The sequence below is a fragment of the Paenibacillus xerothermodurans genome (genome assembly GCF_002220865.2).
GTDB lineage: Bacteria > Bacillota > Bacilli > Paenibacillales > NBRC-103111 > Paenibacillus_S > Paenibacillus_S xerothermodurans.
On record NZ_NHRJ02000006.1, the window covers coordinates 1 to 24,842 of the forward strand.

General features: G+C 49.6%; 26 protein-coding genes and 2 pseudogenes. 13 read left to right on the forward strand and 15 right to left on the reverse strand.

All coding sequences use genetic code 11. From position 1 onward, the window contains the following. Window positions 1–99 precede the first annotated feature (99 nt). Window positions 100–591, forward strand: coding sequence for a DGQHR domain-containing protein (locus CBW46_RS12040; protein ID WP_207802283.1), 492 nt, complete (start codon window positions 100–102; stop codon window positions 589–591). 56 nt (window positions 592–647) lie between these two features. Continuing rightward, on the forward strand, window positions 648–950 hold the full coding sequence (locus tag CBW46_RS12045; RefSeq protein WP_089200253.1) for a hypothetical protein: 303 nt from the start codon (window positions 648–650) through the stop codon (window positions 948–950). Between the two features lie 545 nt (window positions 951–1,495). Here the strand turns inward: CBW46_RS12045 and CBW46_RS12050 are convergent. The 3 genes and pseudogenes from CBW46_RS12050 to CBW46_RS12060 all read right to left on the reverse strand — a co-directional run bounded on the left by CBW46_RS12050 (window position 1,496) and on the right by CBW46_RS12060 (window position 4,267). Beyond that, a complete protein-coding gene (locus tag CBW46_RS12050; RefSeq protein ID WP_089200254.1) occupies window positions 1,496–1,888 on the reverse strand; it encodes a DUF3862 domain-containing protein in 393 nt (130 codons plus the stop codon). 169 nt (window positions 1,889–2,057) lie between these two features. After that, a pseudogene (locus CBW46_RS12055) lies at window positions 2,058–2,675 on the reverse strand (S8 family serine peptidase); the annotation flags it as partial. Window positions 2,676–3,052: 377 nt separating this feature from the next. Continuing rightward, window positions 3,053–4,267: an ROK family transcriptional regulator gene (locus CBW46_RS12060; protein ID WP_243633285.1), complete on the reverse strand. Its 1,215-nt coding sequence runs from the start codon at window positions 4,265–4,267 to the stop codon at window positions 3,053–3,055. Between the two features lie 444 nt (window positions 4,268–4,711). Here CBW46_RS12060 and CBW46_RS12065 point away from each other — a divergent pair, with 444 nt between their 5' ends. The 6 genes from CBW46_RS12065 (at window position 4,712) to CBW46_RS12090 (ending at window position 10,840) form a co-directional block, all read left to right on the forward strand. Continuing rightward, window positions 4,712–5,986, forward strand: coding sequence for an ABC transporter substrate-binding protein (locus CBW46_RS12065; protein WP_089200257.1), 1,275 nt, complete (start codon window positions 4,712–4,714; stop codon window positions 5,984–5,986). 141 nt (window positions 5,987–6,127) lie between these two features. After that, window positions 6,128–7,075, forward strand: a complete 948-nt coding sequence (locus CBW46_RS12070; RefSeq protein WP_089200258.1) for a carbohydrate ABC transporter permease — start codon at window positions 6,128–6,130, stop codon at window positions 7,073–7,075. A gap of 23 nt (window positions 7,076–7,098) precedes the next feature. Continuing rightward, the gene (locus tag CBW46_RS12075) at window positions 7,099–7,935 is read left to right on the forward strand and encodes a carbohydrate ABC transporter permease (protein WP_089200403.1); all 837 of its coding nucleotides are present in this window, start codon (window positions 7,099–7,101) and stop codon (window positions 7,933–7,935) included. A 35-nt stretch (window positions 7,936–7,970) separates the two neighbouring features. Beyond that, a complete protein-coding gene (locus tag CBW46_RS12080; protein WP_089200259.1) occupies window positions 7,971–8,975 on the forward strand; it encodes a Gfo/Idh/MocA family protein in 1,005 nt (334 codons plus the stop codon). Window positions 8,976–8,999: 24 nt separating this feature from the next. Next, on the forward strand, window positions 9,000–10,007 hold the full coding sequence (locus CBW46_RS12085; protein WP_089200260.1) for a Gfo/Idh/MocA family protein: 1,008 nt from the start codon (window positions 9,000–9,002) through the stop codon (window positions 10,005–10,007). After that, window positions 10,004–10,840 (forward strand): sugar phosphate isomerase/epimerase family protein, encoded by an 837-nt coding sequence (locus tag CBW46_RS12090; RefSeq protein ID WP_089200261.1) that lies wholly within the window; start codon window positions 10,004–10,006, stop codon window positions 10,838–10,840. Before CBW46_RS12085 ends, CBW46_RS12090 begins: the two co-directional genes overlap by 4 nt. 250 nt (window positions 10,841–11,090) lie before the next feature. Here CBW46_RS12090 and mreB read toward each other — a convergent pair whose 3' ends face one another. Continuing rightward, window positions 11,091–12,113: a rod shape-determining protein gene (gene mreB, locus CBW46_RS12095; protein ID WP_089200262.1), complete on the reverse strand. Its 1,023-nt coding sequence runs from the start codon at window positions 12,111–12,113 to the stop codon at window positions 11,091–11,093. Between the two features lie 358 nt (window positions 12,114–12,471). Further along, the gene (locus CBW46_RS12100) at window positions 12,472–12,669 is read right to left on the reverse strand and encodes a hypothetical protein (RefSeq protein ID WP_133253972.1); all 198 of its coding nucleotides are present in this window, start codon (window positions 12,667–12,669) and stop codon (window positions 12,472–12,474) included. A gap of 114 nt (window positions 12,670–12,783) precedes the next feature. On the opposite strand from CBW46_RS12100, the gene CBW46_RS21300 reads away from it, so the two are divergent. Beyond that, a complete protein-coding gene (locus CBW46_RS21300) occupies window positions 12,784–12,921 on the forward strand; it encodes a hypothetical protein (RefSeq protein ID WP_165842279.1) in 138 nt (45 codons plus the stop codon). 145 nt (window positions 12,922–13,066) lie between these two features. Here CBW46_RS21300 and CBW46_RS12105 read toward each other — a convergent pair whose 3' ends face one another. Then, window positions 13,067–13,993: an alpha-amylase family protein gene (locus CBW46_RS12105; RefSeq protein ID WP_089200264.1), complete on the reverse strand. Its 927-nt coding sequence runs from the start codon at window positions 13,991–13,993 to the stop codon at window positions 13,067–13,069. A gap of 190 nt (window positions 13,994–14,183) precedes the next feature. On the opposite strand from CBW46_RS12105, the gene CBW46_RS21305 reads away from it, so the two are divergent. Then, a complete protein-coding gene (locus tag CBW46_RS21305) occupies window positions 14,184–14,339 on the forward strand; it encodes a hypothetical protein (protein ID WP_165842280.1) in 156 nt (51 codons plus the stop codon). Between the two features lie 63 nt (window positions 14,340–14,402). Here CBW46_RS21305 and CBW46_RS12110 read toward each other — a convergent pair whose 3' ends face one another. The 6 genes and pseudogenes from CBW46_RS12110 to CBW46_RS12135 all read right to left on the reverse strand — a co-directional run. After that, entirely contained in the window at window positions 14,403–15,017 is a 615-nt protein-coding gene (locus tag CBW46_RS12110) for a hypothetical protein (protein WP_089200265.1), read from the reverse strand. Window positions 15,018–15,376: 359 nt separating this feature from the next. Continuing rightward, window positions 15,377–15,826, reverse strand: a complete 450-nt coding sequence (locus CBW46_RS12115; protein WP_089200266.1) for a helix-turn-helix domain-containing protein — start codon at window positions 15,824–15,826, stop codon at window positions 15,377–15,379. Window positions 15,827–15,916: 90 nt separating this feature from the next. After that, window positions 15,917–16,318 (reverse strand): hypothetical protein, encoded by a 402-nt coding sequence (locus tag CBW46_RS12120; protein ID WP_089200267.1) that lies wholly within the window; start codon window positions 16,316–16,318, stop codon window positions 15,917–15,919. A 165-nt stretch (window positions 16,319–16,483) separates the two neighbouring features. Further along, window positions 16,484–16,906 (reverse strand): DUF1284 domain-containing protein, encoded by a 423-nt coding sequence (locus CBW46_RS12125; RefSeq protein ID WP_089200268.1) that lies wholly within the window; start codon window positions 16,904–16,906, stop codon window positions 16,484–16,486. Between the two features lie 89 nt (window positions 16,907–16,995). Beyond that, window positions 16,996–17,118 (reverse strand): sigma factor-like helix-turn-helix DNA-binding protein, encoded by a 123-nt coding sequence (locus tag CBW46_RS22300; RefSeq protein WP_424446336.1) that lies wholly within the window; start codon window positions 17,116–17,118, stop codon window positions 16,996–16,998. Next, window positions 17,069–17,524 (reverse strand): annotated as a pseudogene (locus CBW46_RS12135) (sigma-70 family RNA polymerase sigma factor); the annotation flags it as partial. The pseudogene CBW46_RS12135 and the gene CBW46_RS22300, both read right to left, overlap by 50 nt. 200 nt (window positions 17,525–17,724) lie before the next feature. Here CBW46_RS12135 and CBW46_RS12140 point away from each other — a divergent pair. Continuing rightward, entirely contained in the window at window positions 17,725–18,885 is a 1,161-nt protein-coding gene (locus tag CBW46_RS12140) for an iron-containing alcohol dehydrogenase (RefSeq protein ID WP_089200271.1), read from the forward strand. Between the two features lie 380 nt (window positions 18,886–19,265). Here CBW46_RS12140 and CBW46_RS12145 read toward each other — a convergent pair whose 3' ends face one another. Next, window positions 19,266–20,186, reverse strand: a complete 921-nt coding sequence (locus tag CBW46_RS12145; protein ID WP_089200404.1) for a TRM11 family SAM-dependent methyltransferase — start codon at window positions 20,184–20,186, stop codon at window positions 19,266–19,268. A gap of 193 nt (window positions 20,187–20,379) precedes the next feature. On the opposite strand from CBW46_RS12145, the gene CBW46_RS21020 reads away from it, so the two are divergent. Continuing rightward, window positions 20,380–20,592, forward strand: coding sequence for a hypothetical protein (locus CBW46_RS21020; RefSeq protein ID WP_133253973.1), 213 nt, complete (start codon window positions 20,380–20,382; stop codon window positions 20,590–20,592). 317 nt (window positions 20,593–20,909) lie between these two features. Here CBW46_RS21020 and CBW46_RS12150 read toward each other — a convergent pair whose 3' ends face one another. Further along, entirely contained in the window at window positions 20,910–21,974 is a 1,065-nt protein-coding gene (locus tag CBW46_RS12150) for a M14 family zinc carboxypeptidase (RefSeq protein ID WP_089200272.1), read from the reverse strand. 42 nt (window positions 21,975–22,016) lie between these two features. Then, entirely contained in the window at window positions 22,017–23,282 is a 1,266-nt protein-coding gene (locus CBW46_RS12155; RefSeq protein ID WP_089200273.1) for an L-lactate MFS transporter, read from the reverse strand. A gap of 439 nt (window positions 23,283–23,721) precedes the next feature. Between CBW46_RS12155 and CBW46_RS12160 the strand changes: the two genes are divergently transcribed. Beyond that, the gene (locus CBW46_RS12160) at window positions 23,722–24,804 is read left to right on the forward strand and encodes a HupE/UreJ family protein (protein ID WP_089200274.1); all 1,083 of its coding nucleotides are present in this window, start codon (window positions 23,722–23,724) and stop codon (window positions 24,802–24,804) included. Window positions 24,805–24,842 lie beyond the last annotated feature (38 nt).

Sequence of the window (24,842 nt, forward strand, 5' to 3'; positions counted from 1 at the left end):
ACAATGTGTTCTACCACACGGTGGCCGAAATCCGTAACAATGTTCAGCAATTTATGGACGAAATTATGAAATCTCGGTGGTCGATCATAGATCGGCTTTGTGTTAGGTTCTAACTCAATTCTAGCGAATTCATTAGTTCAACTTATATATTTATCCAGAGGAGAGAATTCACTTTTTCCTCCTATTTTATTAAATGCTGAGTCCAATTGGGAATTTGTAGCTTATGATAAACTGAGGCCTAACTTTGGAAGACTACTTTGTAATAAAAAGGCTTCACTCATCGATGGGCAGCATAGGCTTGGCGGTATAAAATCATATATTCGAGACACAAATTCTGAATTGAATGTACCTTTTGTCGCATTTCATTTTCTAGATGGTGACGAAGAAATCCAACTTTTTGATACGATAAATACCAAGGGAAAGCCGATAGGAAGCTCCTTAAGCAAATTTCTTCAGAGACAGGCAGATGAGTTAAGTTGGATTTCCACCGAGTTAGCTCTTCGAAATGATAGCCCATTTCATAATAACTCTTCAATTACTGGAAAAACACTTCTGGACGCCAAATCACTTTACAAAATCTTTATCGATTAGTAGAGATATTAACCAAACCAGCACATATAGTTCAGCTTTCAAAAGAAGTAAAGCTTATGCTTGTTATGGTTTATTTTAATGCAATAAAAGAACATTTTACTAAAGAGTGGTCCGATTATAAAGAGTATAGAATTACACATATTGTGTGTCTAAATGCTCTGAGTATTGCTGGAGCGCAAGTTTTTTCTGCATGCGTTGCCGAAGACAAGAAACATATTGACTATAGCCGTATAGTTAAATATGTTAAGAAATTGAAAAAACTAGATTGGTCCAGTTGCGGTGCTTTAAGATACATTCGTGGTACTTCTGGCTCTAAAACCCTTGCTTCTGAGTTATTAATTCAGATGATACCAGAGTAATATCTAGCAACCTACATCTTCTTCAAACACAATAAGATTTCAGAGATTCCATTTAAGTTGAGAAGCAGAGTATCAGTTAGCTTACGATTGAAAATGGATGACTTAAAGATCATCTCCATATTTCGCTGCTAATAGGTCCCAACATCTCACGTGCCAACAACCCATCTCCCACGGTTATTAATGGACTCGTGATAACAGTGCAACGGTCTCCATGCAGAAAATAGTGAAGCGGACAGCCAATTATACATTGTGTGAAAGGTATCAGTATCTTTGAATCCATTGTATTTAGGATAGATCTTGAAAAACCGTTCGAGTCCCATCGCTTTTCACATATCCTTTTTTACATATGTAATTTTACACACTCTAATTTAACTATGTAATTGAGGTTAATTCCTACTCATAAAAAGTTTGGGAAAATAAATAAGGCAGACGATCTAAGCGATCGACTGCCTTATTTATATTGGCTAGCAATGATCCCTGCTTCACCCATGAACCGATCCCCTTTTTAGTTAGCGATCCGGTAATAAACTCGTGTAAAGCGATGGCTATTTTTGTCCGTCTTTAATCTTTTCATACAATTTACCATCTTTAAAGGTCAATTGCACCTTAACTAAATCGGAATCTAACCCGTCAAAAATATAAACTTCAGTGTAATTTGGAGTCCCGCGTTGTCCAATAACCGAATGAAACTGACCTGGGCCTCCCACAATTTGGGTCACCTCTTGATAACTCATTCCTAATTGGAGCAAATCAAATTCCTGCTTCGTAATCAACCGATCACGCATCAATTTATTGTGCTTATCTACTGGTCTAGGTACTGGTGGATACACATTAGGCTCCATTTTCCTGGGATCGGTTATGGATTCCTTTTGATGAGTGATCTCCCCGTCTGCACATGCCATCAGTCCCAACATTAGTAAGATGACCGCGTAGTTCAACAACAACACCCCTTACGTGACAAATATAGATCAAAGAATACTATGATTAGTTATCTTTTAAACGCACATCTAATTGAAAAAGGTGCACCCACCTTAACCTTTTTTCATACATTCGAAAAATAAAAGCCCTCTGGGCTTATCACAAGCCCGGAGGACTCCATCAAGAAATTTAGTATGATATATCAAGAGAATAAGGTGTATCATGATATGCACGAACCACAATAATATATTCTCCGGAAGGATAATTAGGAATAGAAATCATGTCTTGAGGATCTCCCCAGCCATTCTCACTTACAACCGCCGGATCATCCCCATTTTGAGGTGATGTTCCTGGATTCCACACCATTAAATCAACGTCTCCACGATTTTCGGTTGGGTTTAATAATGTTACGTTTAAATCAGCGCCAGTGCGATTAACATTAACTTTATAAAAATAATCGAATCCTGCCGTAGCAGTATCATAAATTGTTCCGTAAAAACCACCAGATGAGAAAGAACCATAACTCCACCCGCCAGCTCGTTTAATCGATTCATGAATATCAATCATACCGTTACCATAGTTCATGTCATAACCAGGTGCTCCCATATCGATAGGGACTGCAGCTAATTCGCCTCCATTTGTATCACCTGTTGTGTAATAAGCATCCAGCATTAACGCATGTATCCCAGTGACTGCGGGTGAAGACATAGAAGTACCATTCTTACTCACGTATCCATTCGTACTGCCATGCATTGCTGCCGTGATATTCGTTCCTGGGGCGACCACCCATGGTCCTTGACCACCTGTTCCTCGACTGGAACTATAATTCTAGCCATAGCCGCCCTCTGCAGGGTATGTAGTCCGTTTTGCAAAAGTGCTCATTGTACCGTAATAATCTCTAACATTATCGCCATTTACATCTAGACCATGGGGCTCACCGTTCGCATCAAACCATAATCCATTTCCATTGTTACCTGCAGAAACAAAAACTGGTCTTCCCATACTATTCAATGTGTTAATCTGGTCAACAATAACTCCCTCCGCCTCAGTGTCAGCGAGGGTACCCAGACTAAGATTTACCAAGTCAAAATTCAAGGTATTGGCGTTATCAATTAACCATTGTAATCCCCGTTGTGGTTCGGGCGCTTTGCAGCTTGCAGGTCATTCGGACGAGCTCGCCCGCACTACCGGGCTAACGAGAAATGAAACACATCCTGCATGAGAATGGACGCCGCGCCGATCAGCTTCGCGTCTTGGCCGAGCGATGAAGTATACATATGCATTTTCTCAGATAGCACATGCAGCGCGTGCTTTGCGACGTAAGCATAGATTTTGTCAAACAACACGCTGGATTCAAAAATCAGCTCTCCGCCGAGAATAATGACTTCAGGGTTCAGCAGATTAATTAAGTTGACCACGCCGGCACCCAGATATCCTGTCATTTCATCCGCGACGTCGACGGCCAGTGCATCCCCTTCGTTCAGCGCTTCGTTGAAGACCGATGGCGTAATCGCGCCTTTTGTGACTGACGCCTTGCTAAGCATGGTCGTCCCCCTCCCTCTGGAGATGGACGTGATAATCCGCCCGTACACCGCCGGCCAGCTAACATAATTCTCGAGGCAGCCGACATTGCCGCATTCACATCGAATCCCGCTCCTGTCCACGCTCGTGTGCCCAAATTCCCCGGCACCGCCGCGCTCACCGCTAAGCAGCGTGTCGTTCACAATAATTCCGGCACCGACACCGTCCCCCACCGTGATATACAGCAGATTCCGGACGCCGCCGTATTTCCCCGTGAGCTTCTCAGCCATGACCGCAGCATTCGTGTCGTTCTCCACCCACACCTTTCGGCCGTACCGCAGCTCCATCATACTTTTTAAATCCATGTGTGCGAGACCCAGCTTCGCGTTATAATGGATGACCCCGGTGTGACGGTCGACGATGCCCGGAGTAACAACGGAAATACCGATGCACCTATCCATGTTGGTGGAGGCTTCGACCAGCCGGTCGATCATCTCCAACGTGGAGGCGAGCACTTGCTGGCCGTTGGTTTCCTTCACGTTTAAAGTTTGTTTCTCAAAGATGTCGCGTGCCAGGTTCATCTTGGCCACTTCGATCAGCGAATTGGAAATCGACGCGCAGATCATGAAATGGTTATCAGGAGAAAACTTCAACAGTATCGGCTTTCGGCCTCCATTGGATTGCCCGACCCCGGTTTCCTGTACGAAGCCTTCCCTGATGAGCTCCTGCACAGCCGAGGCCACCGTGGTCGGGCTAATATTGTTGCTTTTGGCGATCTCGCTGCGGGAGATAGGCCCACGCTCCCGGATCATATTTAAAATGATAGACCGGTTTAATTCCTGAATCAGCTTGACGTCGCCCGTTCGTATTTTTTTCAAGTTGAACCTCCGGTTTACATAGTCATCGTTATTTTGCGTGCAGAAGATGCCACGTTTCTTAAAGTTCGAACAACAAAACGCATTTGGAAATGAAAGCGTTGACAATATTCGCCCGGGCCGATACAATGGTGCTGTGAAGGCCTGATTTCTATCCACTTTATCCATCTACTGGAGAAATTATAGCATACAACATTAGCCCAGCATACTGACAAGGACACAAAATTCACTTTATTAAGTTAGGTATAGCACTTCCATCGCTACATGCTGCCACTGTGACATCGCTCTTCCGTGCCCACTTAATCCATCGACTGGATAAAGATGAACTATGATTATGCCGAGGAGGTGACGAGCCCGTCATTGTTTGCGTAAGAACAGCTTGTCCGGACAGAAGCCGGCACTCATTTACGGTTATATGAAACCAATCCAGGATGCGGAGGTAATCAGATGCGCGGAAAGCTCACTTCACTTCTCTCGGTCTCAACGGCATGTCTACTCTTGTTAACCGCATGCGGCGGGAACGATACCGGGGGCGACGCGGACGGCGGCACAGGCAAAAAAACAATTAATGTCGCGCTGTGGGATGAAAATGCCAAAGGCTTTTTGGATGAAACGATTGCTCTTTACAAAAAGGACCACCCCAATGTCGATGTCAAAGTCACCTACACTCCGTTCGCGGATTATTGGACCAAGCTGAAGACTAGTCTGGCCGGCAAGGGGGGCCCCGATGTGTTCTGGATAAACGGGCCGCACATTTACGCTTACGCCTCCTCCGGTCTGATTAAAAACCTGCAGCCGCTGATTGTCAAAGATAAACTGGATACCTCTATCTACACCCCTGCACTAGTCGATTTGTACACGTATGAAAAAAATTTATACGGCATCCCCTATTTTCTCGACTCCGCCGGACTGTTTTACAACAAAGAGATCTTCGACAAAGCTGGGATTAAATATCCTGACGGCACTTGGACCTGGGATACACTCAAGGAGAACGCGCCGAAGCTGACAGATAAATCGAAAGGCGTTTACGGGTACATCGCTCCTATCGCCAACCAGGGCGGGTACTACAACTACATCCACCAAGCCGGCGGGTATGTAATCAACGAAGAGCGAACCAAATCGGGCTTCGATTCTCCGGAAGCGCTGGCCGCGTTCCAGTGGATGGACACCTTTATGAAAAATGGCTCGTCTCCTTCCGGGCAGCAGCAAATCGAGACGGAGGGCAAACAGCTCTTCGGTTCCGGTAAAGCTGCCATGTACCCTGCTCTGTCGGTGAACAGTCCGGAATTTCACAAGCTGCTTGGAGACAAGCTCGGGGTCGCCCCGCTGCCGGCCGGCAAGCACAAAGCATCGATTGTCCACGGGCTGAGCTGGTCCATTAATCAAAACACGCCTAACGAGCAGGAAGCCTGGGATCTCGTGAAGGTGCTGACCAGCAAGGAAGGCAATGAGAATTTGGCGAAATCCGGCTTCAGCATACCGGCGTATAAGGGCACGGAAGCTGGATGGGTGAAGTCGATTCCTTCCCTCGACCTTAAAGTGTTCGTCGACTCCGTGGAGTTCGGTGTCGCCTATCCGGTTTCCCAGAAAACGGCGGAATGGCAGGCGGTAGAAACGAAGGAGCTGCAAAATGCATTCCTCGGCAAGAAATCGTATGAAGACGCGCTCAAGACTATCGCATCGGAGATGAATAACATTCTCGCGACGGAGAAGAAACAGTAAATCACTGTGCTAAGGCCGTACGATCCGCCGCGCATTCCGGCAACACCGCATAACAGCGACGGCGCTTTTCGGCAAGACCGTGTCTCTTATGCATTGCGAAGAAGTTCAAAGCGCCTAACCAAACAGAAGGGTGGTGTCAGCATGATCGAGCTTAACACGCAGGCGTCACACTCAAAGCAAAGCGGAATCCGCGGCCGGCGCTCACTGTCCAAACTTCAACTACATGAAGCGCTCTGGGCATACGTGTTCATAGCTCCCGTCGTTCTGGGGCTCGGTATATTTTATATGGCGCCTTCCGTTGCCTCGTTGTACCTGTCGTTCACCCAGTGGGACGGATTGTCTTCGCCGACTTTTACCGGGCTTGATAACTTCATTGAACTATCTAGGGATACCGCATTTTTGCAGTCCCTGGGGAATACCTTGTTGTATACCATAGGCACGGTACCCTTGACCTGCGCGTTCGCCGTCGTTGTGGCTGTTCTGCTGAACACATCAATTAAAGGTATGACGGTGTATCGCACGCTGTATTTCATTCCCGTGATCACTATGCCTATCGCCGTTGGGATGGTGTGGAGATGGTTGTACAATTCGGAGTTCGGGTTGATCAACTATGTGCTTGGTGCGCTGCATTTGCCTCAGCCAAACTGGTTGTTCGACGAAAATATAGCCCTCCTGTCGATCATTCTTATCAGCGTTTGGAGCGGGGTTGGGTATAGCGCGGTCATTCTGCTGGCAGGCCTCCAAGGCATATCCCCTGTGTACTATGAAGCAGCTTCCTTGGACGGTGCGGGACGGTTGTATCAGTTTTTTCGGATCACCATTCCGCTGCTCGGCCCGAGCCTGTTCTTCGTCACAGTGATGAGCTTCATTAACTCGTTTCAGGTATTCGATCTGATCTATGTGATGGTCGGCAAAAATGACGCCATGCTCGACGCCACCCGAACCATTGTGTACAACATTTGGGAGACCGGGTTCAGATTCTTTAATATGGGTTATGCTTCGGCGCAAGCGTTTGTGCTTTTTGTGATTATTTTGTTTTTCACGGTGCTGCAATTTTATTTTCAGAAAAAATGGGTTCACTATCAATAGAAGGAGGAATCGATATGGCAGCAATGGCTCCTGCCGCCGCCAAACGCGGGTCATCACATCTATGGGTGCACCTTACGCTCTTGCTCGGTGCGGTTATTATGGTCGCCCCCTTTTTGTGGATGATTTCCACCTCCCTGAAGTCTTACGCTGAATCTATGCAGGTGCCGCCGACATGGATTCCGACGGAGTGGCATACGGACAATTACGCGCGAGTCCTGGATACCGTGAACTTCCTGCAGTACTATCTCAACACGCTAGTCATGACCATCGGACGTACCGCAGGGCAGCTTGTGTTGTGCTCTCTGGCCGCTTATGCATTTGCTTGCATGCGGTTTCCGGGCAAGTCTGTGATTTTCATAAGCATGCTTTCCGTCCTGATGATTCCCTCGCAAGTGATCCTGATTCCAAGCTATGCGATCATGCGCACGCTTAACTGGCTGGACACCTTTTATGTGCTCATCGTTCCGGGCATCTTCAGCGCTTTCGGTACGTTTCTGTTACGCCAGTTCTTCATGAGCCTGCCGCGGGAGCTCGAAGAAGCGGCCAAACTGGACGGCTGCAGCTACTTCGGCATTTTCCGCTGGGTGTATCTGCCCCTGTCGCGGTCGGCACTCATCTCTCTGGCCATCTTCACCATTTTGGCCTCGTGGAACGATTTGCAATGGCCGTTAATCATGACCAGCGAGGATGAGATGAGGGTGTTGTCGATCGGCATCTCCGCTTTTCAAGGGCAGCATGCCACGGATTACCCGCTTCTCATGGCCGCAGCGGTCATGGCTACTATCCCGATCATCGTTATTTTTGTCTTCTTCCAGCGTTACTTTATCGAAGGGATTGCGATGAGCGGTATCAAGGGGTAACACGGTAAATAAAACATAAAAAAGGAGCGGCAGCGATGACTCATGTAATGTTGATCGGTGCGGGAACTATGGGCCGTACCCACGCGTTATGCTATGCGAAAATGGAGAATGCGAAGCTCACAGGCATTGTGGAAGCACGACCGGAGAAAGGCGAGGAATTAGCACAAAGCTTAGGCTGTCCGGTCTTCCCGACCTTGGACGCCGCCTTGGCCTCACTTTCACAAGTGGATGTCATTGATGTATGCCTTCCTACCTTCCTGCACAAGGAGTATGTGATGGCGGCAGCCGATGCGGGAAAACATGTCATTTGCGAGAAGCCGCTGGCCGGTTCGCTTGAGGACGCGCGTGAGATGATCGACCACTGCAAAGCGAAAGGCGTGCGGTTGTTTGTAGGTCATGTTCTCCGGTTCTTCCATGAATATGAACGCGCGAAACAGCTGCTTGACGATGGAGTAATTGGTGATGTGTCCGTTGCCCGGACCTTTCGGGGAGGGGGATTTCCTGCGGCGTGGAATAACTGGTACAACGACTTTGCCGGCAGCGGCGGCCTCACACTCGATATGATCATTCATGATTTTGACATTCTACGCTGGTATTTCGGGGACGTGCAGCGGGTTTACGCCAAAGGGCTGTATCCCTCCAATCCGGATCGGATGGATTACTCCCTGGTGACACTGCGGTTCCAAAACGGGGTGATTGCCCATGTGGAAGGCTCCTGGGCGCACCAAGGCTTCGGTATGAAATTGGAGATTGCCGGGAAGAAGGGCATTCTGGATTATGACAGCACCAGGGATAGGCCGGTCACAGCGGTGAGCCGCAAGGCCGAGGCAGGCTTTGCCGGTGTGGCGGTGCCGGAAAGTCCAGTGGCCGAAAGTCCGTATTACAAAGAATTGGCCCATTTTTTGGCTTGCCTCGTGAGTGATACGGACCCCCTGGTCACCGCGGAGGATGCCTACAGAGCGATGGAAATTTCACTCGCCGCGATTGCATCGATGAAATCCGGCAAGCCCGTAACACTAGGCGTCGTGCCTGTATTATAATCCAACCCGCAGGAGGTTATTGTGATGAAGATAGGTATCATAAGCTTTGCCCATATGCACGCTTACAGCTACGCGAAGGCGCTTCAGCGCATGGAAGGTGTCGAGCTGGCCGGGATTGCAGATGACAATCGGGAGCGCGGCGAGAAGTATGCGGCGGAGTTTGGCACCCGCTTTTACGCTGACTATAAACAGCTGCTGGATGAGGATTTGGACGGCGTGATCGTCACATCGGAAAATGCCCGGCACAAGGAGCATGTGGTGGCCGCTGCCGCTGCCGGCAGGCATGTGCTGTGTGAAAAGCCCATAGCCACAACTGTGAAGGATGCGAAAGAGATGATCGACGCCTGCAGACGGAACAACGTTCTGCTGCAAATCGCCTTCCCGGTTCGCTTTAATACTTCAGTTATCCGCGCCAAAGAGATCGTAGCTTCAGGCTCATTAGGCACAATCTTGGCTATGAGAGGAACGAACCGCGGGCAGAATCCGGGCGGCTGGTTTATCGATCCTGATCTCGCCGGAGGCGGCGCGGTGATGGACCATACCGTGCATGTTGTTGACATTATGCGTTGGCTGACAGGCTCGGACGTGGCCGAAGTGTATGCGGAGATCGACCACCGGGTGTCCGACACACCTATCGACGACACGGGCATCCTTTCCATGACATTCGATAACGGCGTCATCGCTACACTGGACTGCAGCTGGAACCGGAATCGCACTTACCCGACATGGGGTGATGTGACCCTTGAGATCATCGGGACGGAAGGCACACTGTCCATAGATGCTTTCAAACAGAAGATCGATGTACACTCCGACGACCGCGGCTTCCAACACGCTTATTGGGGTGATGATATGGATGCCGGACTGGTCCGTGACTTTGTTTTGTCGATTCGCGACGGCAAGACAGAGGCTTCGATCACGGGGGAGGATGGTATGCGTGCGCTCGAAGTCGCGTTGGGGGCTTATGAATCCGCCAAGCGTGTAGATCCGGTACGGCTGGGCGCGGAGTTTTCCGTTGGGGGGCGACCTGCATGATCAAGGCTATTAATCAATGGGGGTTCGCAGAAGGAACACCGCTTGAACAGGTGTTTGAGGTGAGCCGTGCGGCTGGCTTCGACGCCGTTGAGTTGAATCTCTACCCTGCCGGCTCGGTTGGACTGACCATGGATTCCACGGCGTCCGAGGCGGAGGCGATCGGAAGTATGGCGGATCGTTACGGTATTAAGCTGAGAAGCTTATCCACCGGGATGCTCTGGCAGGCTCCGCTATCCGCTGCGGATGAATCCACCCGCGCCGAAGGGCGGCGGATCGTTGCCAAACAAATCGAGCTCGCGAGTCTTCTGGGCATGGACACAGTGCTTGTCGTGCCCGGAGTTGTTAATGCGGTCACATCCTACGAGGTGTGCTACAGCCGCAGCCAGGATGAAATACGCCGGCTCATTCCGGCTGCCGAGCGCGAGCAAGTCCACATCGGGATCGAAAACGTGTGGAATAAGTTCCTGCTGTCCCCTCTCGAGATGGCCCGGTATATCGATGAATGCGAGAGCCCCTATGTCGGGGCGTACTTCGATGCCGGCAACGTGCTGCAATTCGGCTTTCCGGAGCAGTGGATCCGGATTCTCGGTCCGCGCATCCGCAAGGTCCACGTGAAAGACTTCAGCGTACAGGTTGGCAATATTCATGGTTTCGTGCCGCTGTTCGTAGGCAACGTGAATTGGCACGAGGTTCGTGCGGCGCTGGCCGAAATCGCTTACAATGATGTACTGACCGCCGAATTAAACCCATATGCGCATGATCCGGTGCAGATGGTTAAGGATACGGCTGTCCATCTGGATCGGATTATGCAGCTGACGGGTTCGGCGGGATAACGGGCGACCTGCCAGTCTAGGGCAGGTCCATATGGATATGCCCCTGCCCTAGTTCAATCTCTGACCTTCCCCCTGGACAGGGGGAGGTCACACGGTTCAAAGCCTGCCATCTGGCGAGGGTGGAAGTCGATGGGCTTCCACTCCCCATCACAGTGATATTTTGCGTATCGGAGTGATGCTCATTCTCCCCATTTGATTCAGGATTGTTGAACCCATCAGGATATGGTTGTTGCCACCAGCCGCATTCGCATTAAGCGTTGGCCAGCCATCCCCCGGATCGCTCCTCACCCGGACCGCCCAGCATCATGCCGGTGCCGATTGCAGTGCAGTCCAGCGGACTGTCCGCGATATGAACCGGCACACCCGTGTCTTCACTAATGCGTTTATCTATACCTTCCAACAGTGCGCCGCCGCCATACAGCAAAATGCCCTGCTCCACGACGTCCCCTGCCAGCTCCGGAGGGCAGGCCTCTATCGTTGCACGAATCGCGTCCACCACAATTTTCAGGTAATCGTCGAAAATGGCGAAAATCTCACTGGAAGTCAAACGGATGGTACGCGGCAAACCCTGCACCATGTCACGTCCGCGTATATCCATCCTGCGCTCTTCGCTCGAGTCGATGGCTGTTCCGATTTGTTTCTTGACTTCCTCAGCGGTGCGTATCCCTATCTCCACATTGTAAGTGCGTTTCACGTACTCCATGATGTCCTGGTCCAGAGACATTCCCGCTCGGTTGATGGTTTCACTTGCAACAATTCCGCCGAGCGACAGCACGGCAACCTGGCAGGTGCCACCGCCGATATCGAGCACCAAATGTCCCATCGGTTCATTAATAGCCAGTCCCGCCCCAAGCGCAGCCGCCAATGGATCCTCGACCACCACGGCCTTTCTTGCTCCTTTATGTATCATCGTTTCCTCAACCGCACGCTTTTGTACATTTGTGATGCCGCAAGGTACGGAAATATACACCTGAGCACTGCGAAACGCCGATGCGCGCCCTTGCACCTTTTTGATAAAATGCTGCAGCATCCTGCTGGTCATATCGAAATTGGCGATAACGCCGTTCTGTAACGGATAAGTAATTTGGACGTGAGCCGGGGATCGGCCGATCATTGCTTGGGCTTCGGCACCCACCGCAAGAAACTCCCCAGTATTATGATCCACAGCCACTACGGTTGGTTCGCTCAGCACAATGCCTTTGCCTTTTTCGAAGATGACCGTATTCGACGTGCCCAGATCAATGCCGTAAAATTTGCTGAAACGGTTAAACATGAATACCTCTCCTCCTTGGTTCGTTCGAAAACCCGATAGCTCATCGGAGGCCGGTTCAAACGGATATTATATTATTCTTGCCGCTGTCTAGTTTTGTGGGGTAGTATGCGTATGGAAGAATCATCCAACACACCAAACAGGGCCTCGACCTTAAAATGATACAATGGTTCAGCCGTGCTGGAAACTTGTAAATTGTAGCAGTTTTGGCGCTTGTATAGAGGCCCTCGCTGAGGAGGCATACGTGGCACCTCTGAAGCGCAACGTAAGCGGATACGTTCTATTAAAAACAAAAAAGCCGCTATTCTCGCGGTTGATGTGTTGTCGTTATGCTTTTCGCTTTGTATGAACCGGGACGCTGCTAGTCGGTCATCTTGTGTGGCAATAGATCTTTGTAAGTCAACAGCTTCAAAGCGATATTCACCTGCAAATCAGATAAGTGGCACACATCGGCCAGCTTGCCCACATCCTGACTGGGGGCGTCACCGTTTGCTATCGCGTCGAAGACTCTCTTTTCTGCAATACTCAGCTTTTTGAAATGATTGAGTTTTGTCCTCATGGGGTCTTGTCTGCTAGGAATCATGGCGCCTCCCTTTGTCCATAGAATTGCTTCAAGTTTAATTTAAACTCGTCGTTAAAAAATGAAACAAATGCATTGGGCGGCGGCACCGGAGTGACCAGGTTGCTGTTTGCTGCAGGTTATCTGAAAGGAGCTTCAACGAAGATAGAAAGCGGGAGATTGGCGGTATGCGTGACCGCTGCGACGGCCGCTATGGTCAAAAGCGTGATCAGCGTACTGCGTGACCGCTAGGACGGCTGCTATGCTCAAAAACGTGATCAGCGACGTACTGCGTGACCGCTAGGACGGCTGCTATGCTCAAAAACGTGATCAGCGACGTACGGGAAAACGCCAGTCCAATGAGATGTACCCATCGGACTGGCATGCAGCTCAAGATCTAGTCTAGTTTAATCCAACTGTCCCATTCATGCACAGCGTGCCCCTGGAAGGAAGAGTTGTTGCCCATGGCAGTGGTTAATGCGTTCAACTGGTTTAGCATCGCCGCGTTTCCGTGCGAATAAAAGCTGCTGCGTGGATCACCGTTGTTGACGGTTTCCACGGCCATTATCAGGGGAACACCGGCGCTGTTCGCATGATTCAATTCATCCTTGACCGATTCCGCCATTTGCTGCGCGTTGTCGAAATAAGCCATCAATGTCACTTGATCCACCCGACGAATCATCCAATCGGCCAACGTCGTGCTGCCTCCAGCGCCGTCCGACACATTGAACTTATCCAACCACACCGGCATGTCCATGCCTACAGCCAAATCGGAGTCAGACTTCACTTCTTCCGCGAAACCGCTGACGGTGTCCCTCCATAGCCCAATGACTGCATCCGAATCTTGTTTCCACTCCGGCAGTACGTACGGCTCCACATCCAGATGAATGCCATCAAATTTTTCCTCCGGCTGAACTTGCTGATTGTATTGTTTCACCCAATGAACGAATTCGTACATTTTTTTGTTGTGCTCGGGCAGTACCCAATTGGGTGCGCCACTCAACGCCCGCACCTCGATGCCTCTCGCACCCGCTTCCCGGATGAAATTACTGTAGTACGCAGTTGGGTACGTTGGATCAACAAACAAATAAACCCGATTGACATTTTTGTCACTTAATTGCTGCAGCGTGCCTTCTCTGTCATCGCCGATGACATAGGGATTCCACATCCAAGTGCTGACGACAGCTGGCTGCTCCGCCGCTTGCGCTTTATTTTCAATTCCCCCGAACAGCGGGAACCCGAGAAACGCTTGACCTGCCATAAAACAGCTCAGTACCACTTTTCCTACTCGCTTTGACCATAGAGACCGTTGTGTTGTTTGCATTCATCTTCTCCTTTGCCACGCTATGATTTGGATTGTATGTACCCATCAACACAGTTCGTTATAAAGAACCAAAATGAGACGGAATTCAATGAATGTTCACATTTCACATGAAAACACCATTGACTTCGGGGCTGCTCAACATTTTCTGATTTTATGTATTCTGTGACACCGATGAAACATAGGAGACTTCATGTCACAAACAGTTACTTATCCCGGAGAAAAACGACCGTTGAATAAACAGCAAAACAGCCGGGCGAAGGATAATCCCTTTGCCCGGCTGTTGCTCGCGAAAACAACCTATGTTGTCACGTTAGCAGACTTGCAGATTGATCCGCTTCTCTGCTAGCGCTCCTCTATGTCCCTGTTTGTCATTTCTTATGTTCGCGTCAATAGCTGTCCGTAAAAATCGTCAAGGAGTTGTCGTCGGCTGCGTGCTAGGTGTGCCTTGGTTTGGATTGGTTGACGTCCCTGTAGACGGAGTCGTCACACTGCCGCTTCCGCTGGTGCCGCCCGGAGTCGTGGTGCCAGTACTGCCTGTACCTGTACCGGTGCTTGTGCTGTCGGCTCCCGTGCCGCTAGTACCTGTGCCGGTGCTTGTGCTGCCCGCTCCCGTGCCGCTCGCACCTGTCCCGGTACTTGTGCCGCCGGTACTGCCGGCATCCGTACCGCTAGTGCCTGTGCCCGTGTCTGTCCCGCCAGTGCCGGTCCCGCCGGTACCTGTGCTGCCTGTTCCAGTGCCCGTGCCGGTGCTATCTGTTCCAGTGCCCGTGCCGGTGCTGCCTGTACCCGAGCCGGTAGTACCGGATCCGCTGCCCGTGCTGGTGTCACTGCCGGTTCCAGTGCTGCTGGAGCCACTGCCTGTGCTTGTGCTGTCACCTGTATTGCCGGTGCTGGTGCTTGGTGTAGTCGTACCTGATGTGCCACTGTCTGTGCCGGTGCCGGACGTGTCATCCGCCGAGCCGCAGCCGCTGATCGTCAAACCTAAAGCAAGAACTACAGCTGTCTGAATGAATCGTTTTTTCATAGGTTTCTCCTCCTTATTTTGGCTTCTCTATCCTATAACCTGATCGACCGCGCGTGAAACAGACATACATTGTAGTCATCACCGCTCAGCCGAACCCCCGCCGCCCGGAGCCACCGCCATCTGTCATGCAGCAAGCCTGCATCCATATTTGTGACAAATCTGTGAAATTTAATGTGGAAGCACGCAATGTTACACCAATTTGAAGCCACTGGATTTTCAGAAGGCCCGCTTGGCTGAAACCTTGGGAACGAGTATCCCCGGCGTAAAAAAAGGGAAACCCTAAGGCTCCCCAAACACTGTTACTTTCTATTATGTTTAAAAAAACCGGCCGCGCCGGTTTCCAAGAACGTAATGTAAGTTTAGGCCAGATCACTCAGAATGTTCGTTCCTTCCAAGTAACCGAGCTTTTGCAATTCCTTCAACTCCGCCTGGAGAGCATCCCTGTCATTGTTCGACAACTCAACCATCTCATCGACAGTTGCGCCGGGATGACTGTTCAAATATAGCAGCAGTCCTTTGGCCGCCCAGGACAATCTGCGGTCACCGTAATCGCCAACAATGTCGCGAAACACCTTGAACGGAATCAGTTTCTTCTCAGACAGGCTTTGAAGCGCTGTGGTGGCGTCTTGCACACTCATTCGGCCTTTGGCCGCGACCTCCGTCACTGTAGGCGGAGTGGGACTGCCTGCTTGGATAACATTATTTAGGACAAAACATACCATCTGTTGATAGATATCTAACTCCGGCACTTTGAAAATCTCTGAGATAGTAAACGATTGTGAATGAGCTGCAGGTGTTAAACTTGGCACTTTAATCCTCCTTATAAAACGTGACGTGCTACTGTTTTATTCGAAGCCGGAATGCGATAAAAGTCCGTCGAATGCAAAAACATCACACGATTAGGAGTTTCTGCTGGGCGTGCAGTGATAATCTACGAATTGGTTGATCGGAAAAAGGAGAACTCTCGCTGTTCCTTCCAGGATACCTTGGTTGATTTCGATGAAATTTTTCCCGCTGCGCACGTATTGGCCTTGCAGGCTGCCTATCGCTTCCACGTCGATCGAAACATCGTATGGTTTGGTTTCGACGTCTTTTTGATTCAAATAAATATAGAACGACGTGGCGTAATAAATTTTCATGCCTTGTACGACAAAATGGTCGTGGTGCACTTCGGTCATAAATCCGGTCACCGCGTCACCACCAGGCAGCTCCACCCGGAAGATGCCGCCTATTAGCGACTGGAGCCGCTGTGCCAACGTTGTTTTCTCGGGCAAGGGACAGCCGTGCTTAGTCAATGTCATAACGCATATCTCCTTCTCTCATCAAGTCATACATTCTATGAGAGCAAGTCTTAAATGGTATATGCTGTTGACGGCGCCGCGCGACACTAAAAAAGCTTAGCCGCGCACCTCCAGGTGGTGCAGACTAAGCTTGCTTCATTTCTGGCGGCCATCCGCCACCCTACGTCAACCAGACACAGCAGGCAGCTTTCGCCCTTCGTTTACGAGCAATACGCCTTCTTTGCATAATCCCAACGGCTCCCATCGGCAATTGGCGCATAGCCGGCTGATATCATCCGGCACGACATTGGTGTTGATGCTGCTGCACAGTTGCTCCCAACTTATAACGCTGCCCAGTTCGACGTCAACCGTGTCGAGTACCGCAGCATCTTTCAAGTAGATACCTTCATTGTGGCAGTGGGGGTGCTGATCTGCAGGATAAGCCTGACAAATATCATCAGGTCCTTCGATGATCTCGATCAATGTTTCAGGATGAAGCCGCAGCGTTTCATAAATCGATGTCATGTTTGCGCAAAATTGTTCCGAATAACCTTTTCCCCGATAACCTAACAAACAAAGAACATGATGTCCACGCAGTCGAATATTCATTCATGCATCCCCTTCCGGTGAGAATCGTCAACCTGATTATACCATTCGGGGTTTACATTTGTCCCTTATTGTTTGGCGTTCACGGAAGGTTAGGAGATCTGGCTAATTTTCTTTTTCGCCCGCTGCAAAGCATTGTCCACACGCTTAGGGTTAATGCCAGTATTAGCCGCGGTTTCGGTAAATGAGTAGCCCCGCAGGTAAGAAATGACCAACGGTTCGCTCCGTATGTGTGAGTTTGCTCAAGAAATGCTGAAGACGCTGCTGCTGAGCGGTTACCTGCTCATGTTCCAGAACATACTGCTCAGGCTGAGCGGATTTCTCATCAGGCATGAGATCGATCAGCGGCCGCCGGCTGTCGTCATCGTGCGCAGCCTCCAGCAGCGGTTGGCAGTGATTCAATATTTTTTGCTTTTTTCGTGTGGTTTGCTTCAAAACGCTGATCATAGCATTTTTCATATGGAGCCGTGCGAATGGGCCAAAGCTTCCTTTGTCAGTCTCAAACTTTACGAGAGCCATCCATAGACCTACGCATCCTGCTGGATAAAAATCCTCTTGTGTCACCCCGAGGGCAAAAAACTTTTTGCTGTATGTCCGTATGTTAGGGCGATAGAATTCTAGTAAACGGTCGAAGTTTTAACATAATGTTAGGATGCGGTTAACTTTTCACGAATTCACAGTCGTTCTTGCAGTTATCGGCCGTCAGAATATAAGTGCGCTGTGCAGTCCACAATACATATAATCCCATTTGACAGTTAGCATCCTGTGCAAAGGATGTGGTATAGTGGAGGACAAACAAAAAAGTTTGGAGGGGATTCTCTGTGAATTCATTTACGTTTTATAACCCAACCCGCCTCATCTTTGGCAAAGGCTCGCTGGATCAGCTGCCCGATCAACTGCCACAAAACGTTCGTGTTTTGGTGGTGTATGGCGGAGGCAGCATCAAAAGAAACGGTGTATATGACGGTGCTATGGAGCACCTGAAAAAGCTGAACGCCCAAGTCTTCGAGTTGGCCGGGGTCGAACCGAATCCTCGCCTGAGCACTGTACATAGAGGTGTCGAAATCTGTAAAAAAGAAAACATCGCGTACCTGCTCGCCTTGGGCGGCGGCAGTGTCATCGACTGTGTTAAGGCAATCGCGGTTGGCGCGAAATACGAAGGCGATGTATGGGATATCATCACTCGTAAAGCGACGCCTACGGACGCTCTGCCTTTCGGCACGGTTCTGACACTGGCTGCTACGGGCTCGGAAATGAACGCCGGCTCCGTCATCACAAACTGGGAAACACAGGAAAAATATGGCTGGGGAAGTCCTCTCACATTCCCAAAATTTTCGATTTTGGATCCACAGTTCACTTTCACGGTGCCGAGAGACCAGACGATTTATGGAATGGTTGATATTATGTCGCACGTGTTTGAGCAGTATTTCCATCACACGGACAATGCCCCTGTGCAGACCGGCTTCTGCGAGGCCATTCTCCGGACTGTTATAGACACCGCGCCAAAGCTGGTGGAAGATCTTGAAAATTTTGAGCACCGCGAGACGATTCTGTACTCCGGTACGATGGCGTTGAACGGCACGTTGTCGATGGGTATCCAGGGCGACTGGGCAACTCATAATATCGAGCATGCGGTGAGCGCCGTATACGATATTCCTCATGGCGGAGGCTTGGCTATCCTGTTCCCGAACTGGATGCATCATGTGCTGGACGCTGGCGTGGACCGCTTCAAGCGTTTGGCCGTCAATGTGTTTGGAGTGAATCCAGCCGGAAAATCCGACCGTGATATCGCGGTAGAAGGTATTCAAGCGCTGCGCGACTTCTGGACTTCAATCGGCGCTCCTAGCCGACTTGCGGACTATGAAATCGGCGATGACAAATTGGAGCTCATGGCGGACAAAGCGATGGTCAACGGTCCATTCGGCCACTTCAAGAAGCTGGAACGTGACGACGTTCTTGCGATCTATCGCGCGTCGCTGTAAGGCAGCTCCGACCTCGGCTCGAGCGAGAACAGCGGCAGCCCTTCCGGCACCGTGCTAAAGTAATGCGACCGGTCGGCGCTATGTCCCACTCACTCGGGGACCGCCTGACGATAAAGACATCCCAAGAAATACAGTCGCGAGTGCTGCTTGTGGCAGTAGAGAATTGATATAAGCATATAGTGATAGCGTGTGAATTGGCATTATAATTCGCACGCTATTTTTGATTTAAAAGCTATTTTGTAAAATATTGTTGCTACATAGAAAGACCAATCCTTAGTGCCCAAGAAGCTTCTCCTAAAATATAAGCTCTATGCAGTTCGCATACAACATCATGGTCAGATGACTCATATTTTCTCATTTTCATGATTAATCCTCACCCCCTAGCTGCACACCAGAATCTGCCGCGCGAAGGCGCCTTTTCTCACCACGCAGCGATCAGAGATTGTCAAGCCAGCCTGCACGATATCCCCATCGATGGTTTCCGTTGCAATAATTACGACTCGGCCCGCCAAGCGACGTGCTGCTGCCAGCATCTCCAAACGCTGCTCGGACGACAACTTTGAGCACAGGTTATACGGCAGATCAACGATGGCGGCATCGTAACTGCCGCTTAGCGATCTGATGTCCCCTATGGACACTACATCGGGCATTCCGAAGTGCGCTAAATTCACGCGCGCTCCTCTGACGGCCAACGGATTGATATCATATCCGACAATGTCGATTCCCATGGAAAGTGCTTCAATTAACACCGTTCCGATGCCGCAGCACGGGTCCACAGCCTTCACCCCGGGCGTGCGCGGAACGGCAATGTTAGCCACCGCCCGCGCAACACGCGTGCTGAGCGCCGTGGAGTAATTTTGCGGCTTGTCATTGTGCTGCAGCCACACCGCTTCGCTTGTGCGGCATTCGCCGAACAACCAGCGTCCTTCCGCGTAAGCGATGCCGTATAACCGCTGCGGCTGGCGCATGTCCGCTCGACCGCGTACGTGGGCTCCCAGCTCTCGCTCGATCGCGCGCTGCTCATTATAGTCGGCATCGCCATCGGCCTCAACGTACACAATCTTGAAAGTGTGCCCGCCCAGCTCCAGCTCTCGTATTTGGTCGGTAATGGCGCTTAAGCTGTCACCCATGTATTTGACCGTCAGCCGCTTCTTCATAAACGGACTCCGGCTCGGGTCAAGTTCGATTCCGCTTTCCAGATATCCTTGCCTTGGCTCAACGCCAAACAAGGTGCGCAGCTCCAGCCTGCACAGCGGCAGTTCATCCTCATGGCATGTGTAAGTATACAAAAAAGTTTGCATTTGCAAACGACTTGGGACATTCAACATGTATCCTTCTTTCCAATGGTTGTGATGGGTTGCGTTCAGTCTATCACGTAAGGGCATTGTATGATAGCTTTAAAGGAAGGAACTACAGCCAATGAACAGTTTCTGAAAGGAAAAAACTAAAGGATCTTAACACGAAGGTCCTTCTTTTGAAAAATGGAGTGTTTTCATGGAAATTATTATTGGTCTATCTTTTATACTGATATTATTAATTACTTTGGCATGGATAAGTATAAGGCATTTAATGAAAGGTATAAGAAATAGAAATGTTTTGACTATTTGCAAAGCATTAGTTGGAGTTATTTTGGTGATTGGATCTTCTTACTTTGTTTACACAATGATTCAGCTATTCTTAAATGCTCCTGGTTCGGATTTTAGATGAGTTATGACCAGCTGATCAAGAATGCCGATGACGCTATGTATTGAGCCAAGACAACTGCTAAGAACCAAGTTATTTATTCGAGCAAATGCTGCTTTTATCCGAAGCCGAATAATGACTGCAGCAACGTGAAAAAGGAACCTACACCTGAAGGTTGGTTCCTTTTTCTTGCGTCACAGCAGTGGCATCGGCAATGTACTGTGTACTTATAACATCTGTGCTGTTCATTGAACGCTGATGAATAAAATCTGAGGTTGTTCAGCGTTTTCGAAGTAAATTGATAGGTGTTTGCTCAGTCGCAGGAGTGTCGCTGTGCTTTTTTATTCATCGGACACTTTACCGGCTCTATTGGTTTGAGTAGGGAGAGAATCCCAAAAGCTTGTATCAACGGTATCGATAGAACCATCTGCAATAGCTCTCACCGTCGAAGCTAAGGTGGTAATCGTTTGTTTAATGAGGTAACCGTTACTTTTTTGTCCAAGCGCGTAGGATTCGATGTAGTGATCGGACATGCCCCGCATTTCGAACAGAAGAGTGGATATATCATAACGGACAGCTGCTCCGTTGCGTCCGATTTCTTCACCGGAACCGCCATTGTATTTTCCAATGTGGCCCCAACCCGTATTCTCGATAGCATGATACACGACTGCACCTAGTTTTTTAGAACGTTCTAGGACATCAGGCTTGACTTGAGAATTAGTCGGATAAAGAATGGATCCCGAAACAAGTTCGCCATCTGTTTGGCTGGTAGTTCCTTGATGATGCAGGTCAATCATGTAGTCGATATGATATTTTTCAAATACATTTTCATATAAGGCTTTCACTTCAGCTTCCATGCTGCTTATTGGTTTATCATGTTCACGATTCAAATCTATCTCGTTTGCATTATACCGCGTTAAGTGGCGGTCTCCATCAGCCAAGTAGTTCTCCAAGGAAAAATTAACATCACCCATGGCACCATCGGCATTTAACATAGGGATAATTAAGATATTCACTTTATCCAAGACATCTTTTGTTTTGTTTGTGCCTAAGTGCTTGATGAATTCAAGCGCTCCTTCCGTTGTCAGCTGTTCGTTTCCATGCTGCTGAGTTAAAAATAGAATGGTAGGGTTAGCAGGATTCGATATGTATTTTGACAAATAAATATCCCTGCCCTTCACAGTTTGACCGATGATCTCCAAATCCATTGACTTTTGCTTAGTATCTTGTGTTTTCAAGTATCCTACCATGCTGTCATACGTGTGAAGAATTGAAGTTTGGATAGAGCCTTGACCAGCTCCTGGTCCATTCCCCACTGCACCAACTGGGGCAGCGCCAACGGAAACAGCGCTTATTGCCATAAGACTGGATAGAGTAACGGACAAGATCTTCTTTTTTAAATTCATACATATCCTCCTTCACATTTTTTATAAAACGTTAAGAATTATTTAACCTGCGCGTTCAACTGAAGGTTGAGATTTGCGCAATTGAAGCTTACGTATCTCCAAGCGGATTAATAAGGATACTACTAGAGCTGCCGCAAACAGTGCCGCGAAAATGTACAGTGTGCCGATATAGCTATTGGTCGCTTCACGTACCCACGTGGCCAGAATCGGCCCCGCCAATCCCGCTGCCGCCCATGCGGTCAAAATATAACCGTGAATCGCACCCAGCTGCTTCGTGCCGAACATGTCGCCGATGTAGGCCGGAATGGATGCAAAGCCGCCGCCATAACACGTGAGAATCAAAAAGATTACAATCTGAAACAATTGTGCATTGGCCACCACCGGCAGCAGTAAAAATGCTGCGATTTGAATCAAGAAAAACGCGGTGTATGTATTCGGTCTGCCGATATAATCCGACAATGACGCCCAGCCGATGCGTCCCAGCCCATTAAACAATCCCATTAGCCCAACCATGGATGCGGCCGCAATGGAGGTCATGTTTGCAATTTCTTGCGCCATTGGAGAGGCGACAGATATGATCGCGATACCACACGTAACATTAATAAACAGCATCAGCCATAGCATCCAGAACCGTGCGGTTTTCACCGCCTCGTTAGCCGTGAGCTGAGACAGATCCGCCTTCAGTTTCTTTTTCCCAGTCTCAACAGCCGTTTTGAATCCTTCCGGCATCCAGCCGGCCGGCGGCGGAGCGAGATACAGTGAGGAACTCAGCATCAAAGCGAAGTAACTCGTTCCCAATATGTAAAATGTGCTGGCGATCCCGACTGAATCGATCAGCTGTGCGATGATAGGGCTGCTGACCAGCGATGCAAAGCCGAAACCCATAATCGCCAAACCCGTGGCTAACCCCCTTCTGTCAGGGAACCATTTGACGAGCGTGGACACCGGTGCGATATACCCGACCCCCAGACCAATACCGCCGCATACTCCGTAAAACAAGTATAACAAAGGCAGTGACGACAAGTGTACAGCCAGACCGGAGCCCGCTATCCCCACTCCAAAGAAGGCCGCGGCTAACAGTCCAGCCTTGCGCGGACCGTACTTCTCCACAAAATGGCCTAAGAAAGCTGCAGAAAGGCCAAGAAATAAGATAGCCAAGCTGAACGTGAACGTGACCTGCTGAAGGTCCCACCCAAATTGATTAATGAGTGGCTTGGTAAAGACACTCCAGGCATACACGGAGCCGATCGAGATGTGGATTCCAACGGCCGCTGCGGCAATGAGCCAACGATTTTTGATCTTTTCCATGAATCGCTCTCCTTCTCATTTATGTACCGTACTTCAATGCCTCGTTGTTATCTCCGACTCCTGTGCAAACGCTTTCCTATTCGCAGTCCTGAATCCATATTGCCGGATAACCAGCGAGCAAAATACTCCCTCCTTAGTTCGACAACTTGCCCTATAAAAACAGTATAACTTTTCCAATTCATGGTTTCAATTTTTTTGTTGAAACCTAAGCTATCCTCCTTCACCCGGTACCAATATTGGTAAACCTCGGAATGCCAACGCCCGACTACAGCCTTAGCGCAGGTTCGTTATTCAACACAAATGCTAAATAGCTGTGCTTCGCCCCGTTGTTCTTTGCCATTTAAGGCTTTACCAAATATTTACTTGTACTTGTCCCACAGTTCACACTTCCTCTCTATAATGTAAACGCGGTCGTAAAAACGAAAGGAGGTTTTATTGGTTGTTCACGAAACACCGCACAATCATTGTGATACTCATGCTCTGCTTCGGATTATTGGCGGCTCCTCCAGCTTCGGCGCATACCGATAACAGCGAAGGTTTCTCCAAAGTGTCTGGAGAGCCCGGCAAGCTGAGGTATCATCTTATGCTCGATTACTTCGAACTTGGCCGCGTCGTGATGCTGGAAGCCATGCCGGACATGCCTGCTACAGAGCTGGCACGCAAATTGGAGGAAAATCGGGCTGCTATTCTCACTTACATCCAAGACAATCTTAAGGTCTACATCAACGGACAACCGGTCGATGGCGCATTGGTGCAATCCTGGGTGGATACTAGAATCGGCCGCCTGTACGCCAATCTCGTTCTCGATTACCCCAACGCTTCCAATTCAAATGCGGTGGAAATCAGCTATGGAATTTTTTTCGATGACAACGACGAGCTTCACCGGAACATCACAAGCTATGAGCTGAACGGCCGTGAGGGGCAATACGTATTTAGTGCGCTGAACCGCGGGTTACCGTTAGGTGAAACCTGGTACATAGGACAAGCGATGCGCTTTATCCAGCTTGGGTTCCACCATATCATGATCGGGCTTGACCATATTTTATTTGTCGTGGCGTTGGTGCTCACGTCGAAGTCGGTCAGGGACGTGCTGAAAACCGTAACCATCTTCACCCTCGCCCACAGTGTGACGCTTGGATTGACAGCGCTAAATATTATTTCGGTGCCGTCTGAGACCGTGGAACCGCTCATTGCATTGAGCATAGCCTACGTCGCCATTGAGACTTGCATCATGCGGCAAAATAAAGCGCGCCCATACATCGTGTTCGGCTTCGGCCTCATGCACGGTGTCGGCTTCGCCGGGGCTCTAGAGCTCACCGGTCCGCTGAAGGCCAGCTCGCTGTTGTCGCTAGGCGCATTTAACATTGGTGTAGAACTCGGGCAATTATTGGTCATTGGTCTGTTGTTCGTACCGTTGTTGCTTGTTCGCCGATATAACTGGGCCCGTCGTGTGGAAGCGGTCGCCATGGTCTCTGTGTTTGCACTTGGCTTTTTCTGGTATTGGGAGCGGATGCTCGCCTGACGTGCACGCCACCTACCGCGAAAGGGGGAATGCCACGA